The sequence below is a fragment of the Aedoeadaptatus coli genome, from assembly GCF_900343085.1.
Lineage (GTDB): Bacteria > Bacillota > Clostridia > Tissierellales > Peptoniphilaceae > Aedoeadaptatus > Aedoeadaptatus coli.
The window spans coordinates 102,149-116,371 of sequence record NZ_OPYI01000003.1 but is presented as its reverse complement, the minus strand read 5'-3'; the positions used below and the strand labels follow the sequence as shown (position 1 = coordinate 116,371).

Below are 14,223 nucleotides of genomic sequence, written 5' to 3'. Positions count from 1 at the left end.
ACTGAGACAGGAGGGTTTTATGAAAAAAGAATTGAGACGAAGCACCACCGATCGCGTCTTCGCCGGCGTATGCGGCGGCTTAGGCGAATACTTCGACATCGACTCCAACATCGTTCGGGTATTGTGGGTTCTCTTCGCCCTCGGCGGGGGAAGCGGCCTATTGGTCTACATTATTTGCGCTCTGTTGATTCCCGAAGAATCTACCTGGTAAGGACAGCGTCTTTCGCTTCCGAGAGCCGCTCGTTTTTCGGGTCCAGGGCCAGGAAGGCGTCGAAAAGTTTTTCGGCGTCTTTTTTGTTGCCTTCTTCCGCGTAGCGATTGGCCCGGGCGATGGCCTCGGACTGAATGCTCTCCATCATGGCCTTGGCATTGGCGTAATTGTTGCGGTCTTCTTCCACCACCTCTTTGTAGGCGGCGTAGGCGGCCAGGCTGTCTCCTGCGCGGGAAAGCTCCAGGGCTTTTTTGTAGGAGGCGTCGGAGGCCTTTAAGGTCTCCAACTCCTGAATCTTTAAGGCCATGTCCACATTGTCCACCGTGGGCGGCAGGTCGTCGTAAATGGCCTCGGCGGCGGCGTAATCCCCCATGGCGATAAAGTTTTGTGCCTTGTCGTAATTGCGCCGCGTGCTCACCCCGTCGTAAATGCGAAAGGCGAAGAGGGTGAGGGCGATGGCGGCGACTGCGGCGATGAGAAAGAAGAAGGCGCCTTTTTTCTTCGAGGGCGCCGGTTCGCTCCCTATGCCACGCTCCAGATCGATTTCGTCCAGGGGACGAATGGGGATGGTCTCCTCGTAGGTCGTGGCCCGATCGGCGAAATCTCGGTCCTTGTTCACGTAAAGCTGAAAGAGCTTTTTGTTTACCTGCCGCTCGGTGACCGCCGAGAGCACGAAGTCCTTGGATCGGCTGCAGTGATGGCAGATCGCCTCTTCATCGGAATTGGTAAAGCCGCAGATGCAGCGCCACACATTGCCGCTCTTTTCGCCGTAGGTGTAAAAGTCCGGCCCGAAGAGCTTTTTCAGCTCGTCCTTCTTTTCCTTGGGCACCGTGGGCACGGTAAGGGACACTTCCTTGGTGCGATCGTAGTAATTTCTCGTGCCGTCTTGAAAATGCACTTCCGAAATGCGAATGCGCACGCCCCGTGCCGTGTGGTGGCGTTCGTCCAAAATCCAGTAGGGAAGGTAGGAAAGGGACTTGGGCTTTAAGTCGAGATTCTCGTAGCCGTGGTGAAAGACGGTTTCGTCGAAAATAAATTTGCCGAAGGCGTTAATAAAAAGCACGTCCACTTTTAAAAAGGTGACGGTTTTGTCGGTGTCGTTGATCACGTCGATGACCAGGGCGAAATCCGTATCCGCCTGAGCCAGGTAGGCATCCACCACCTGCACCCGGTTGGCGGGATTTACCCGTACTTTTGTCAATAGGGTTCGCATAGAAACCTCCTCGCCCCTATTATAAAAAAAGGACATAAAAGAAACAAGAAGCAAGAAAAAAAGCACCCTCAGGTGCTAGCGGCGGTAGATCTTTTCGGGAAAGCGGCGCTGCCTCTTCGACAGCACATAACCCAAAGTGATCCCCAGCATATTTAAGAGCCAATCGTCGATGTCGGCGCTTCGGCCCGTGAAAAACTGCAGGGTTTCCACGAGAAGAAAGACGCCGCCGTAGAGGAGAAACAAAGGGCGAAGGTCTTTCAATCGGCGAAAGAGCACGGGGCTGAGAAACCCGAGGGGCACGGCAATGAGGATGTTTCCGAAAATATTCAAAAACATCCCCGTAAAGGATCCGTAGCGCCAAAAGGCCTTGATGGTGGCGAAGGGAACTAAATTCAGCTTCCAATCGGCCAGGTCCGTGTCGATGCCCAAGAGCACGCCGCCCATTTCCAGCCGCTCGTTGTCGATGAGAAGAAAAAACAAGAGCCACAGGCAGTAGGTGGAGAAGGCCAACAGGAGCCGCTCCCGTTTGCGATTGCTCTTCTTTTTTTGTTTGGAAAAAAATTGCGTGCGCAGGAATGAAAAAGCAAAAAAGGAAAAGAAGACGACGATGGGCGTCTTCTTCAGTACATAGTAGATCAAAAATACCTCTCCGGATCAAAATCCCACAAGCTGTCCAAGAGCACATCGCTTTCTTTTACGATGGCTTCGCGATAGGGTAGATTGTACGTGTCTTTTACGGCCACCACGTAAAGCCCCGCTTCCTTGGCGGCGGCCAGTGCGTAGTGGGCGTCGTCCACGAGGATGATTTCATCGGGCGATGCACTCAGGCGCTCGGCCAGGGTGTAGTAAAAAGCCGCGTCGCTTTTTTCGATGCCCACGCCGTCGCAGGTTTGAATGAAGTCGAAGGCATCGTCCAATTGAAAGCGGTGCAAAGCGGGCATTAAAAGCTCTTGGTTCGTTGCCGTGGCGAGAACCACCGGCCCCAGGCGCCGGGCCCTTTCGACGGCCTCCATGGCCCCTTCTTTTAAGGGAAGGTTGTTGCTGTAGCCGTCCAGCAAAATGGCGCCCATTTCGTTGAAGATTTCTTCCGGCGATTCGCTGAGCTCCAGCTCTCGCTTAAAAAAGGCGCTGGACTGTTTTAAACTCATGGTGGTGATTTGATCGTGAATGGCGTCGGTGTATTCCTTGCCCTTGGACTCCACGAAATTGCGGCCCAAATTGCGCCACATGCCCATGGAGTCGATTAAGGTTCCGTCGAAGTCGAATGCGGTAGCTATCATAGGATTCCTTTCTGTTATTTGCGGCACAGCACTTCCAAGCTCATGAGGCCGTTGATTAAATCTCTTCCCGAATCGAAACTCATGCCGATGCGGTAGCCGTCCAGGCGCGTCGTGCCGGGGAGCATTTCCGCCATGTCCGCGTGAAGGGTGGTGTTGGTTTCGATGGTCACATTGTAGGGGGCGGTTAAATCGCCGAGAGGCAGAGAGGAAAAGTCCTTGTCTAAAACCAGGGCCACCTTTTCCATAATCTCCGCCCGCACCTTTTGAAAATTGCGGTGGACGACGGCACTGTGTGCCAGGCTGTCTTTCGTCACCACGTATTCCACATAGGGCATGTAGCCTTCCAGAATCAATTGGTTGTAAAGACCGCTGTCGCCGATAATCAGGCCCACGGGAATGTGTTTTTCCTTGGCGTAGATTTGATTGATCATGGCCTCGGAGCATTTAATGCCGTTAATGCTTACCCGGTGAAAGGACGTGGAGTAGCTGTGGTCCATATTGGCCCGGTGCTGGCCGCTGGAGGCGTGGTAGCCGAGAAAAAAGATCACGTCGTGGCGATCCAAGCCGCTCATCATGTATTCGCCCCTCGGGTAGCCGGAGATGAGCTCGATGCGCTCGTCCATCTCCGAGAGGGCGAGGTAATCCAAATTTTTGCCGTCGCCGTGGCTGTCGGCGACGGTAATGGTTTCGATTTCGTCGTTTTTCGGGCTCCTCTGAATGCCGTCGATCACCGCCTGCAAATGGGCGTGAATGGCCCGTGAATAGGCGGAAGCGGCCTTGTATTCGTCGCTGAAGCGGTCGATGCCGCCGATGCCCTCCATGTCGAAGGAAATATAGATATTCATTAAATGCTCCTTTCCGTGGTAGGATAGAAGGTAAGAAAGGGGAATGGGAATGGATTCGTATTATATGAACGAAGCCCTGAAAGAGGCGAAGAAGGCCTACGATTTAGGGGAAGTGCCCATCGGCTGCGTCATCGTGAGAGACGGCGCGATTATCGGCCGGGGCCACAACCGAACGGAGACCGACGAAAGCGCCACGCACCACGCGGAGATAATGGCCTTAAAGGCGGCCGATGAGGCCACGGAGGGCTGGCGCATCGGCGGCGATCTCTACGTCACCGTGGAGCCCTGCCCCATGTGCATGGGGGCCATATTAAACAGCCGCATCGAGCGGCTCATTATCGGCACCGACAATCCCCGCTTCGGCGCGGCGGGAAGCGTAGTGAATCTCGCGGCCTTTCGCGCCTTTAATCACAGCGTCGATGTTACCGAGGGCGTCTGCGCCGAAAAGTGCCGCGCCCTCATGCAGTCTTTTTTTAAAGGCCTTCGCTAGCGCGGGCTTTGGCTGCATCCAGTTCTTCCTTGGTGAGGCCCCGCACGATGGAGAAGGGATCCCCCTCGGCCACGGCACGGGAAGGCACCTTGGCGCCGTCGGGGAGGCGGGTGTTTTCTTCGAGAATAGCGAAATCGCCCACATACACCCCTTCACCTGCGGACACGCCGCCCTTCACCGTGGCGTAGGCGCCGATGGATGCGCCCTTAATTTCCGCACCCGCTTCGACGACGGCGTATTCGCCGATGATTGCCGGGGAATCGGCGGTGCCTGAAATTTTCGCCGAGGGATCCACTGCGGCGCCTGCTTTAATCCTTACATGGTCTTTTTCCGTATATGTCATAACAACCTCGTTTCTTTAGTAATTGTGGAAACAAATATCCATAATAATCACTGCGGCGAAGTACACCGCCAAGGGAAGGGCGTCTTCGTAAATGGCCACGGCGTATTCCTTGCCGCCGGCGACGGGGCTTGCGGTCATGGACATGAGCTTTAATTCGTCTTCTTCGATGAAAAATTCCCGGTTTCTGACAAAGCCCACAATGTCGTATTTCTTCTCGCGGTAGATAAAACTGAGATTGGGAAGGGAGAAGCGGGCCTTGTCTTCGAAAAAGTCCACGACCTCGTCGTCAAAGGACAGTTGAAAGGCGTGGGTTTGAAAGGGAGGCGGCGTTTTTCGCTCCAGGCGAAAACGCTCGTTTCCATCGGCATCAATTAGTGATAAAGTATAGGGTATCATGGGAAGTTCGCGGAGGATGTAGTCGAATCGGTCGACGAGAGCATCGTCCTTGTTGTGTAAAATTTTTAAACCGTCCGCGTCGTAAAAAGCATAGGCCATGGCGGCCGGCGGGCGAGATGTCGCTCGCATGGTGCATCGAATCATGGTGTCACATCCTTCCCGTTTATTGTACTATACCGAGTCGAAAATACAAGAATTTGAATAAGGAGGTCGCCTTGGAAAACATGGATGAACTTTTAAAACGTATTAACGAATTGGCTCACGAGGCCAAGGTACGTCAGCTCACCGACGAAGAGGTGGCGGAAAGAGATCGGTTGAGAAAAGCCTATTTGAAAATCTTTCGCGAAGGCTTTCGTCAACAGCTTTTAAATACAAAGGTCGTGGACGAAGAGGGAAACGACATTACCCCCGAAAAATTAAAGCGGGCGAAAGCGGCCAAAAAAGCCGCCGAAAAAAAGGACGGGATCTGATATGCGCGCCCTGATCGTCGGCGGCGGAAAATTAGGCATGCGCCTCGCCCGCGCTTTAGTAGAAGAAAACATCGAGATCACCGTGCTGGACAACGATCCTCGGGTGATCCAAAAGGTAAACAACGAGCTGGACGTGTTGACGGTCTTGGGAAATGCTCTGGATTTTAATATTCTCAGGGAACTGGACATTCAAAACTACGATTTAATCATCGGCACGGTGACCAGCGACGAATCCAATGTATTGATTACGAGCATCGCCAAAAAGCTCGGTTGCAAAAGCGCCATCGCCCGCATTCGAAATCCCGAGTACCACTCCCAGATCCGCCTGATCAAAGAGGAGTTGGACATCGACTACGTCATCAATCCGGAGCGGGCGGCGGCCATGGCCATCGAAAAATACCTGCTGAAGAAGTACTCCCTTATGAGCGACGAATTTGCCGGCGGCAAGGTCAAGCTCGTGGAATTTAACGTGGGGCAGGAAAAAGAGTTTGTGAACAAAAAGCTCATGGACCTGGAAAATTTCGACAATCTTCTTATCGCCGCCGTCTCCCGCCGGGGCTACACTTTTATTCCCGACGGCAACACCCAGCTCAAAGAAAACGACGTGATTCTGGTTATCGGGGCGCGAAAAAACATCGACGCCTTCGACCGGGACCACTCCAAGGTGACGGCGGTCAAGGCCACGAAGAGCGTTATGATCTTAGGAGGCGGCAAGCTCGGGGATTACCTGTGCAGCCTTTTATTAGAGGATAACATCGACGTGTTGGTCATCGAAAAGGATCACGACAAGGCCGTGTCCTTGAAAGAGCGCCATCCCGATGCCGTAGTGATTCACGGCGACGGCACGGACTTTAATGTGTTGGAAGAAGAAGTGATCAAGTCCTACGACGCCTTTATCGGTGCCACGGGCATCGACGAAACCAATATTTTAATGGCCCTGTCCATGAAGGAAGAGGGCATTACGAAATCCGTGGCCAAGATTTCCCGGGTGAATTTCATCAACGTACTGGACCGACTGAACTTGGACGCCACCTTTAATCCCAGCTTTATTACGGCGTCTTTGATTTTGAAGTTGATTCGGGGCAAAGACGCCCTGGCCATCAGCCTCATGTACGACGGCAATATGGAAGTGGCGGAAATTCAGCTGGACGACGATTTAGAGGTTTTGGATACGTCCCTGGCCGATTTGTCCCTTCCCAAGGGCATACTCATCGCCGTCATCGTGCGCGGCCAAGACGTGATCATTCCCAACGGCCGCTCCTGTTTGAGAAAGGGTGATCGGATCATCGTCTTCTGCAAACACGAAAATGTCCACGCCATGAAAGAATACTTCTACAATTCGGAATCAGGAGGCCTGTTCAATGAACTTTGGAGCGGCGTTTAATGTATTAGGCGCCCTTTTAATGGTGGAAGGGGCGTTTCTCATGCCGCCTCTTCTCTACGCCGTCTGCCACGGAGAGGGCAGCACAAAAGCCTTTATTATCGCCATGGCCCTGGCGCTCATCGTCGGCGCCCTGTTGTTTTTCATGCCGCGAAAAGAAGAGCGCATTCGGGGCCGCGACGGCCTGTTTATCGTGGCCGTGGGATGGATCGTCGCCTCCCTTCTCGGCGCTGTGCCCATTTACTTAGGCGGCGGCACGCCCAATTACATCGACGCCCTCTTTGAAACCGTCTCGGGCTTTACGACAACCGGCGCTTCGGTCATACCCAATGTGGAGGCCATCGACAAGAGCATCGTCTTGTGGCGCAGCATGACCCACTGGATCGGCGGCATGGGGATCTTGGTCTTTACCCTGGCCCTTTTGCCGCGGGTGGGGACCAACGGCTTTCGCATTTTCAAGGCGGAGACGCCGGGTCCCGTGGCAGGGAAAGTGGAACCCCGCATGAAGGACACGGCCAAGGCCCTTTATAAAATCTACTTATTTATCACCGTCGTCCTCTTCGTGCTTCTGTATTTCGCCGGCATGAACGTCTTCGACGCGGTCATCCACACCCTGGGCGTCGTGGGCACCGGGGGCTTTTCCTCCCACGCCAATTCCTGCGCCGCCTACATCGACAATTCCGCCATTTTAATTATTATGTCCGTGTTTATGATCATTTGCGGCACAAACTTCAGCCTCTATTCCCGGGCCGTGGGCGGCCATTGGCGGGAGATGTTTTTAGATGAAGAGTACCGCCCCTATTTTAAAATCATCGGCGGCGCCGTCGTGTTGATCGCCCTGAATTTGGTTCTATCGAATGAAATGACCGTTGGCCTCGGCTTAAGGGAATCCCTCTTTCAGGTCACCAGCATTATTTCCACTTCGGGCTTCGCCTCATCGGATTACGATCAGTGGCCGGGCTTCAGCAAATGCATCTTGCTGGTACTGTACTTTTTCGGCTCCTGCGCAGGCTCCACCGCCGGGGGGATGAAGATGATTCGTATTTTGGTCCTGTGGAAGATCGTGAAGCGGGAAATTTTCAAGAGCATTCACCCCAACGCCATTATGCCCATTCGCATCAACGGAAAAATCGTGGAAGATCAAGTGATCTTCGGCATCGTGGCCTTTATCTGCGTCTATATTATTCTTCTCGCCGTCTCCACGGCGCTGACGGCCACCTCCGGGGTAGACTTTCTCACGGCCTTTTCCGGCTGTTTAACCTGTCTGTCCAATGTAGGGCCGGGATTTTCCGGCGTCGGGCCCACCAACACCTTTGTGGAATTTGCGCCGGGGTATAAGCTGCTCTTTTCGTCCCTTATGCTCATGGGGCGATTGGAATTTTTCACCATCCTCGCCCTCTTCGCTCCCCAACGGGGCCATCGTTACATGAATTAGGAGTGAACTATGCACATTACCATGATCGGAACCGGCGCAGGCTCCAGGCTCTTGGCGCAGGCCCTGGTCCGGGAACACCACACGGTGGAATTTCTCATTCGCAGGGAAAAACAAGTGAAAAAAGCCCTGCGGGATTTTCACGCTCATTTTTACGAAGACGAAGACGATGTCTTGGCCATGGATTTTGATACGACCGACGCCTTTGTCTTTTGCGACGATTCCAATCGCGCCCTGGCCTTGGCGAGCTTGCTCTCAAAGCGGGGCGCGCCCATTCACTTCATCAGCTACGACAGCGCCCTGGGGCGGCTTCTCGAAAAAACCAAATCCACCTTCGGCATCGACTTCGTCTACGACTACGGCGAAATCCTGGCCGGCCGCATCCACCACTTCTTTTACGAAGAGGCGGGCATGCAGACGGAAATTTTCGAAAACTTCGACTCGGCCATGGTAAAAATCGACGTGGCAGACAATCCGGCCTTTGTGGGTCGGCGGGTAAAAAACATCGGCGCCTTGGAAGAATTGGTCCTCGTCACCATTCGGCGGGGCGGAAAAGTCATCGTGCCCAAGGGCAATACCGCCATCGAAGCCGACGACGTGCTGCGCCTGGTGGGCAGCACCGAGGCCGTGGGCCGCTTCCGCCGGCGCTACGCCCGAGTGGACGTCTTCGAAAGCCTGGAGCGCAAGCGGCGCTTTTTGGTTTTCGGCGACGGCAAGGGCGCCCAAAGCATCGAAGCGGCCCTGGCCAAAGAAGCGGACACCCTGCTTCTTTCCAGAGGGAGGCGCTATCCCTACGGCGTCAACTACGTCATCGATCGGCCCGTCACCGAAGCCATGGAAGACGTGGACGTGGCGGCTTACGACGGCTTTATCGCCGCCTCCGACGACGACGCAGACAATTTCCTCGTGGCCACGGCGGCGCGGGATGCGGGCCAAAACCACGTGGCCCTGTGCTTAAAAGACGAGCGCTACATGCGGGTCGTGGACGTGGCCCACACCGGCGGCATATTCTCCGGAGAGCTTCTCGTGTCTCAACAGATCAAAAACAATCTCTTCGGCCCGCCGGAAATCTCCCTGCACCTGTTTCCCGGCTCCTTGGAAATCTATGAAATCGTCTTGAGCGAAGACGTCTACGCCACGGGCAAAACCATCGAATCTTTGGAACTTTCCGAAGGCTTTTTGATCGGCGGCATCGAGCGGAAGGGAAAGAGCGTCCTGCCGAAGGGCAAGACTGTCTTAAAAGAAGGGGATCATTTGATTCTCTTCCTTTTGCCGGAATGTGCCGGAGATTTACAGAAGTTTATTCGCCGAAAGGCCAAGCGCTTTTTGACGGAACTGTTTTCCATGTAGAATAGAAAGAGGAGCATGTGACATTTGCAAACGACTGGGACGATTTATTGAAAGAGGAAATGGAAAAGCCCTATTACAAGGACTTGCGCCGTCTCTTAATCGAAGAATACAAAACCCAAACCATCTATCCCGAGGCTGAGGCGATTTTTCGCGCCATGCGCCTCACCTCCTTTCACGACACAAAGGTGCTTCTCTTGGGCCAGGATCCCTACCACGGGCCGGGACAGGCCCAGGGCATGAGCTTTTCCGTGCCGGCGGATTTTCCCCTGCCGCCCTCTCTCGTCAACATCTACAAAGAATTAAAAGACGATCTTGGCATCATCCGCGAAAGCGGCGATTTAACTTCCTGGGCGAAAGAAGGGGTGCTCCTTTTAAACACCACCTTGACCGTGCGGCGGTCGCAGCCCATGAGCCACGGAAAAATCGGCTGGGAAATCTTTACGGACAAAGTCGTGTCCCTTTTGGGCGAGCGTGAGCGGCCCATGGTCTTTCTCTTGTGGGGCGCCCACGCCCGGAGCAAAAAGCGCCTCATAAAAAATCCCGCCCACCGCATCATCCAATCGCCCCACCCTTCGCCTCTGTCCGCCTACCGAGGCTTTTTCGGCTCCAAATGTTTTTCGAGGACCAATGCGTATTTAGAAGCCATGGGCGAGGTGCCTGTGGACTGGAGGTAATATGTACTTACACGTAAAAGAAGAAATGGCCGCGGCGGGATCCATTCCCGTGCTCTGGGTCTTGCCCGAGGCCGAGGCCAAAGACAAAGTCATCATCTACTACCACGGCTGGGGCTCCGACGTGGAAAGCTCCCGCTTCCGGGCGAGCATTTGGGCGGCGGCGGATTATCCCGTCCTCGTCGTGGAAGAAGCCCTTCACGGCGCCCGGGGCAGTTGGGACTACGAAGACATCAAAAAGCTTCCGGAAGTGGTCATCGAAAACATGAAGGAATTCGACGTCATCCTCGCTTGCGTCCGCGCCCGCTTTCCCGAGAAAAAAATCCTGGTGGCGGGTCACTCCATGGGCGGCATGACCGCCATGGGCCTCTTGGCGCGGGATGAAGTGGCGGGGGTCTTGGCCTTAAACGGCCTGGGCGACTGGACGCCTTTGGCCATCGCCCCTTACAAAGAAGCGGCGCAGGCCTACGATCCCATGAACCACATCTCGAAGCACAAAGATAAAGCCATTTGCATGTTAAACGGCGAGCTGGACGATGTGGTGAATCCCGTCTATCAAAAGAATTACTACGAAAAAATAAAAGACGAACACGAAAACACCGCGCCTCTCGTGTTTGAAATCATCGAAGGAACCTCCCATGTGGTGACCACCAATATGATGGCCATGACCTTGGAATTTTTAGCGAAGTTGTCCGAAGTTTGAACTTCCTTACACAGGGGCAAAGGAAATGCTGCTGGTTGAGGAAGTTGATAACAGGGAGAAGCTATGTGGCTTGCTGTCGGCGATGTACGAGGAATTGCCAAAGCCAAAAAAGAAGAAAAGACGTGGAGAATGAGGCTGTTGATGGATTTACGTGATGAAAGTATGACAGTGTTAAATCAGGATTTCAGGAGGTGTTTTTATGCCACAAATGAATAAGGGGGGAAAATTTATTTTCGGGAAATCACTCATTCGGACGGATGGAACATTGCGTATTCCACCGCAGGCAATGGAAGAATATCACATTGCAGATGAAGGAAAAGTATATCTTTTTACCGGAAGTAAGATTACCGGTGGCTTCTGCGTCACTCGGAAAGGCCTTTTGCATCCGTCAAAACTTGGTCACATTTTGGACGATACTCCACCGTTGCTTGACTACTCAGCAGGTTCTGGCGAATTTATCAAATACAAGGGACGTTCCTACTGCTGGGTAGAAATTTCACAGGAGGGGCAAATTCTTCTTACGAAGAAAATGATGGATTTTTTGAAGGTGAGACACGGAATGGAGCTGCTTTCTATCCGCAGTAGCGACATCGCGTTTACGATGGGAGCTAAAGGACCGCTATTGGAAAAAGCAGAAAACTATGATGGTGAAATTCCGCTTTTTTAAGTGTAACAATTTCCAGTTTGCAGTGCCTTAGACTTTTTCCATCCAACGACATTCCCCTTGCCAACTTCCACCCTGCAACGAGCGTTAAGACCAAGTTCTTGATGTAGGGTTATCATCAGGGTAGTCTTAATACATGTGGTGACCACCAATATGATGGCCATGACCTTGGAATTTTTAGCGAATATGTCAGGAGAATCCCTCTATGATATAATGATCTGTTGAGGAGGAAGCCATGGAAACGAAAGTGTTACACATAACGGACGAAAAGGATAAGGCGCAAATCGAAGAAGCTGCGCGCCTCTTGCAGGAAGGGGAGCTGGTGATCTTTCCCACGGAAACCGTCTACGGCTTAGGCGCCGACGGTTTAAACGAGAAGGCCGTGGATAAAATCTTTCAGGCCAAAGGTCGCCCCAAGGACAATCCCCTGATTCTGCACATCGCCGATCCGGAACAGGTATTGGATCTGGTGAAGGTGATTCCGCCGAAGGGCAAGGATTGCATGGACGTTTTTTGGCCCGGCCCCCTGACATTGATTTTTGAACGCTCGGAAAAAGTCTCCGACAGCATTACCGCCGGGGCGGATACGGTGGCCATTCGCATGCCGTCCCATCCCATTGCCCACGCCCTTTTAAAGGCGGCGGCCATTCCCGTGGCGGCGCCCAGCGCCAACACCTCGGGCCGCCCGTCGCCCACCCGCCTTTCCCATGTCCTGGAAGACATGGACGGCAAGGTGCCCATGATCGTGGATTCCGGGGACACCAATGTGGGCATCGAGTCCACGGTCCTGGACGTGACCGTGGATCCCCCCATGATCTATCGCCCCGGCGGCGTGACGAAAGAAGATCTGGAAGCGATTATCGGCGAGGTGGCCATCGACGAGACCACCATCGACGCGGACAACGACGCCGTGCCCAAGAGCCCGGGGCAAAAGTATCGCCACTATGCCCCGAAAGGCGACGGAACCTTGTTTGCCGGGGATTTAAAAAACATCGCAAAAGAAATCAATCGGCGCGTCGCCGAAGCGGAGCCCGGCAAGAAGACGGCGGTGCTCTGCACGACGGAGACAAAAGACCTTTACGAAGGCATGGATCTTTTGGTGGACATGGGCAGCCGCGAACATTTGGAAGACGTGGCTCACAATCTCTTCGACAGCCTGAGGCGCTGCGACGAGGAAGACGTGGACGTGTTGTTTGTGGAAGGCTTCGACTTTATCGGCATCGGCGTCGGCATTATGAATCGGCTCTTAAAGGCCTGTGGCGGAAAGGTGGTATTGGGACTATGAACATACTCTACATTTGCACGGGAAATACCTGCAGAAGCCCCATGGCGAAGCTGCTCACGGAAATCGAGGCGGACAAGCGGGGACTGAACATCACCGTGCGCTCAAGGGGCATGGCCGCCCACGACGGCGAATCCATGAGCGTCGGCGCCATTAAAGTCATGGCGGAAGAAGGCGTCAACGCCACTTTCCACAAGGCGAAGACCGTGACGGAGAATGATTTAATGTGGGCAGATGTGGTCTACGTGATGACCCACACCATGACCGCCAATTTAAAGCGGGGCTACCCGGATTTTAAGGAAAAAATTCAACCCTTTGCCGAAAAAGACGTCATCGATCCCTTCGGCGGATCTTTGGAAATCTATCGGCTGAGCAGAGATCGTATACTGGAAGAAATCAAAAACAAATGTGAGGGGGAATGGGCGTGAAAATTGCCATGGGCGCCGATCACGGCGGATACAGACGAAAAGAAATGTTGAAAGCCTATTTGGAAGAAAAGGGCCACACCGTCGTGGACGTGGGCACGGATTCCACGGATTCCGTGGACTATCCCATTTACGGAAAGGCCGCGGCGGAAAAAGTCGCCGACGGCAGCTGCGAGCGGGGCATTTTAATTTGCGGCTCCGGCCTGGGAATCGGCATGGCTGCCAATAAAGTGAAGGGCATTCGCTGCGCCATGGTCTCCGAGCCCTATTCGGCCGCCCTTTCCCGCCGCCACAACGACGCCAACATGATTTCCATGGGGGCCAGGACCATCGGCGGCGACATGATGAAAGAAATCGCCGACGCATTTTTGGAAACGGACTTTGAAGGCGGACGCCACGCCCGCCGCGTAGCCATGATCGAGGAGGAAACATGGGAAAAGTAACGGTAACCGAACACCCTTTAATTCAACATAAACTCACCCTTTTAAGAGAAGCCTCTACCTCCAGTAAAGACTTCAGACAACTTTTAACGGAGATTACCATGCTCATGGGCTACGAGCTCACGCGGAATCTCCCCATTCAGGACAAAGCCATCGAAACGCCCATGGGGCGCACCGTGGGCAAAGAAATGGCCGGAAAAAAACCCGTCATCGTCCCCGTCCTGCGGGCGGGCCTCGGCATGGTGGACGGCCTCTTGAATTTAATTCCCGGCGCCCGGGTGGGCCACATCGGCCTCTATCGGGATCCGGAAACCCTGGAGCCCGTGGAATACTACTGCAAGCTTCCCAAGGAAATTGCGGATAGGGAAGTCATTATCGTGGATCCCATGCTCGCCACCGGCGGGTCTTTGGCCGCCGCGGTCAACTTCGTGAAGCAACGGGGCGCCACCTCCGTGCGTGCCCTGTGCCTTTTGGCGGCGCCGGAAGGCCTCGAAGCCTTCCAAAAGGCCCATCCCGACGTGGACCTGTACGTGTCGTGTATCGACGAAAAACTAGACGAGCACGCCTATATTGTGCCGGGTCTCGGCGATGCAGGAGATCGAATTTTCGGAACGAAGTAGTAGGTGA

The 14,223-nt window shown here is 53.9% G+C and carries 20 protein-coding genes; 14 read left to right on the top strand and 6 right to left on the bottom strand.

Features of this window, described 5'->3' with window-relative positions; genetic code table 11:
- Positions 1 to 19 precede the first annotated feature (19 nt).
- The gene (locus DG046_RS02565) at positions 20 to 211 is read left to right on the top strand and encodes a PspC domain-containing protein (RefSeq protein ID WP_108831019.1); all 192 of its coding nucleotides are present in this window, start codon (positions 20 to 22) and stop codon (positions 209 to 211) included.
- Here the strand turns inward: DG046_RS02565 and DG046_RS02560 are convergent.
- From DG046_RS02560 to DG046_RS02545, 4 genes are all read right to left on the bottom strand, one after another.
- The gene (locus DG046_RS02560) at positions 201 to 1,424 is read right to left on the bottom strand and encodes a tetratricopeptide repeat protein (protein ID WP_108831018.1); all 1,224 of its coding nucleotides are present in this window, start codon (positions 1,422 to 1,424) and stop codon (positions 201 to 203) included. The two genes, DG046_RS02565 and DG046_RS02560, sit on opposite strands and share 11 nt — an antisense overlap.
- A gap of 75 nt (positions 1,425 to 1,499) precedes the next feature.
- A complete protein-coding gene (locus tag DG046_RS02555; RefSeq protein WP_108831017.1) occupies positions 1,500 to 2,063 on the bottom strand; it encodes a VanZ family protein in 564 nt (187 codons plus the stop codon).
- On the bottom strand, positions 2,060 to 2,704 hold the full coding sequence (locus tag DG046_RS02550) for an HAD family hydrolase (protein WP_108831016.1): 645 nt from the start codon (positions 2,702 to 2,704) through the stop codon (positions 2,060 to 2,062). Before DG046_RS02550 ends, DG046_RS02555 begins: the two co-directional genes overlap by 4 nt.
- Positions 2,705 to 2,718: 14 nt before the next feature.
- Entirely contained in the window at positions 2,719 to 3,549 is an 831-nt protein-coding gene (locus tag DG046_RS02545; RefSeq protein ID WP_108831015.1) for a M55 family metallopeptidase, read from the bottom strand.
- Between the two features lie 49 nt (positions 3,550 to 3,598).
- Between DG046_RS02545 and DG046_RS02540 the strand changes: the two genes are divergently transcribed.
- Complete coding sequence (locus DG046_RS02540; protein ID WP_199909564.1) at positions 3,599 to 4,039, top strand: nucleoside deaminase; 441 nt, start codon at positions 3,599 to 3,601, stop codon at positions 4,037 to 4,039.
- Here the strand turns inward: DG046_RS02540 and DG046_RS02535 are convergent.
- Both DG046_RS02535 and DG046_RS02530 read right to left on the bottom strand, forming a co-directional pair.
- A complete protein-coding gene (locus DG046_RS02535) occupies positions 4,023 to 4,382 on the bottom strand; it encodes an LbetaH domain-containing protein (RefSeq protein ID WP_108831013.1) in 360 nt (119 codons plus the stop codon). The two genes, DG046_RS02540 and DG046_RS02535, sit on opposite strands and share 17 nt — an antisense overlap.
- Before the next feature lie 15 nt (positions 4,383 to 4,397).
- Positions 4,398 to 4,922 (bottom strand): LURP-one-related/scramblase family protein, encoded by a 525-nt coding sequence (locus DG046_RS02530; RefSeq protein WP_108831012.1) that lies wholly within the window; start codon positions 4,920 to 4,922, stop codon positions 4,398 to 4,400.
- A gap of 80 nt (positions 4,923 to 5,002) precedes the next feature.
- Between DG046_RS02530 and DG046_RS02525 the strand changes: the two genes are divergently transcribed.
- The 12 genes from DG046_RS02525 (at position 5,003) to upp (ending at position 14,216) form a co-directional block, all read left to right on the top strand.
- Positions 5,003 to 5,248: a DUF896 domain-containing protein gene (locus tag DG046_RS02525; RefSeq protein WP_108831046.1), complete on the top strand. Its 246-nt coding sequence runs from the start codon at positions 5,003 to 5,005 to the stop codon at positions 5,246 to 5,248.
- A 1-nt stretch (position 5,249) separates the two neighbouring features.
- Positions 5,250 to 6,632 (top strand): Trk system potassium transporter TrkA, encoded by a 1,383-nt coding sequence (gene trkA, locus DG046_RS02520; protein ID WP_108831011.1) that lies wholly within the window; start codon positions 5,250 to 5,252, stop codon positions 6,630 to 6,632.
- A complete protein-coding gene (locus DG046_RS02515) occupies positions 6,610 to 8,064 on the top strand; it encodes a TrkH family potassium uptake protein (RefSeq protein ID WP_108831010.1) in 1,455 nt (484 codons plus the stop codon). The genes trkA and DG046_RS02515 overlap by 23 nt, the downstream gene beginning before the upstream one ends.
- A 9-nt stretch (positions 8,065 to 8,073) precedes the next feature.
- The gene (locus DG046_RS02510) at positions 8,074 to 9,411 is read left to right on the top strand and encodes a TrkA C-terminal domain-containing protein (RefSeq protein ID WP_108831009.1); all 1,338 of its coding nucleotides are present in this window, start codon (positions 8,074 to 8,076) and stop codon (positions 9,409 to 9,411) included.
- A gap of 17 nt (positions 9,412 to 9,428) precedes the next feature.
- The gene (locus tag DG046_RS02505; protein WP_108831008.1) at positions 9,429 to 10,085 is read left to right on the top strand and encodes a uracil-DNA glycosylase; all 657 of its coding nucleotides are present in this window, start codon (positions 9,429 to 9,431) and stop codon (positions 10,083 to 10,085) included.
- Position 10,086: 1 nt separating this feature from the next.
- Positions 10,087 to 10,785: an alpha/beta hydrolase family protein gene (locus DG046_RS02500; protein ID WP_108831007.1), complete on the top strand. Its 699-nt coding sequence runs from the start codon at positions 10,087 to 10,089 to the stop codon at positions 10,783 to 10,785.
- A gap of 63 nt (positions 10,786 to 10,848) precedes the next feature.
- Positions 10,849 to 11,001 carry a hypothetical protein gene (locus tag DG046_RS10060; protein WP_159082034.1) on the top strand — a complete coding sequence of 51 codons (153 nt, stop codon included), beginning with the start codon at positions 10,849 to 10,851 and terminating at the stop codon, positions 10,999 to 11,001.
- A complete protein-coding gene (locus DG046_RS02490; protein WP_108831006.1) occupies positions 10,985 to 11,452 on the top strand; it encodes a hypothetical protein in 468 nt (155 codons plus the stop codon). Before DG046_RS10060 ends, DG046_RS02490 begins: the two co-directional genes overlap by 17 nt.
- Before the next feature lie 232 nt (positions 11,453 to 11,684).
- Complete coding sequence (locus tag DG046_RS02485) at positions 11,685 to 12,734, top strand: L-threonylcarbamoyladenylate synthase (RefSeq protein WP_108831005.1); 1,050 nt, start codon at positions 11,685 to 11,687, stop codon at positions 12,732 to 12,734.
- Positions 12,731 to 13,159, top strand: a complete 429-nt coding sequence (locus DG046_RS02480; protein WP_108831004.1) for an arsenate reductase/protein-tyrosine-phosphatase family protein — start codon at positions 12,731 to 12,733, stop codon at positions 13,157 to 13,159. Before DG046_RS02485 ends, DG046_RS02480 begins: the two co-directional genes overlap by 4 nt.
- A complete protein-coding gene (gene rpiB, locus DG046_RS02475; protein WP_108831045.1) occupies positions 13,156 to 13,599 on the top strand; it encodes a ribose 5-phosphate isomerase B in 444 nt (147 codons plus the stop codon). The genes DG046_RS02480 and rpiB overlap by 4 nt, the downstream gene beginning before the upstream one ends.
- Positions 13,587 to 14,216, top strand: a complete 630-nt coding sequence (gene upp / locus DG046_RS02470; protein ID WP_108831003.1) for a uracil phosphoribosyltransferase — start codon at positions 13,587 to 13,589, stop codon at positions 14,214 to 14,216. Before rpiB ends, upp begins: the two co-directional genes overlap by 13 nt.
- The last annotated feature ends 7 nt before the right edge of the window (positions 14,217 to 14,223 follow it).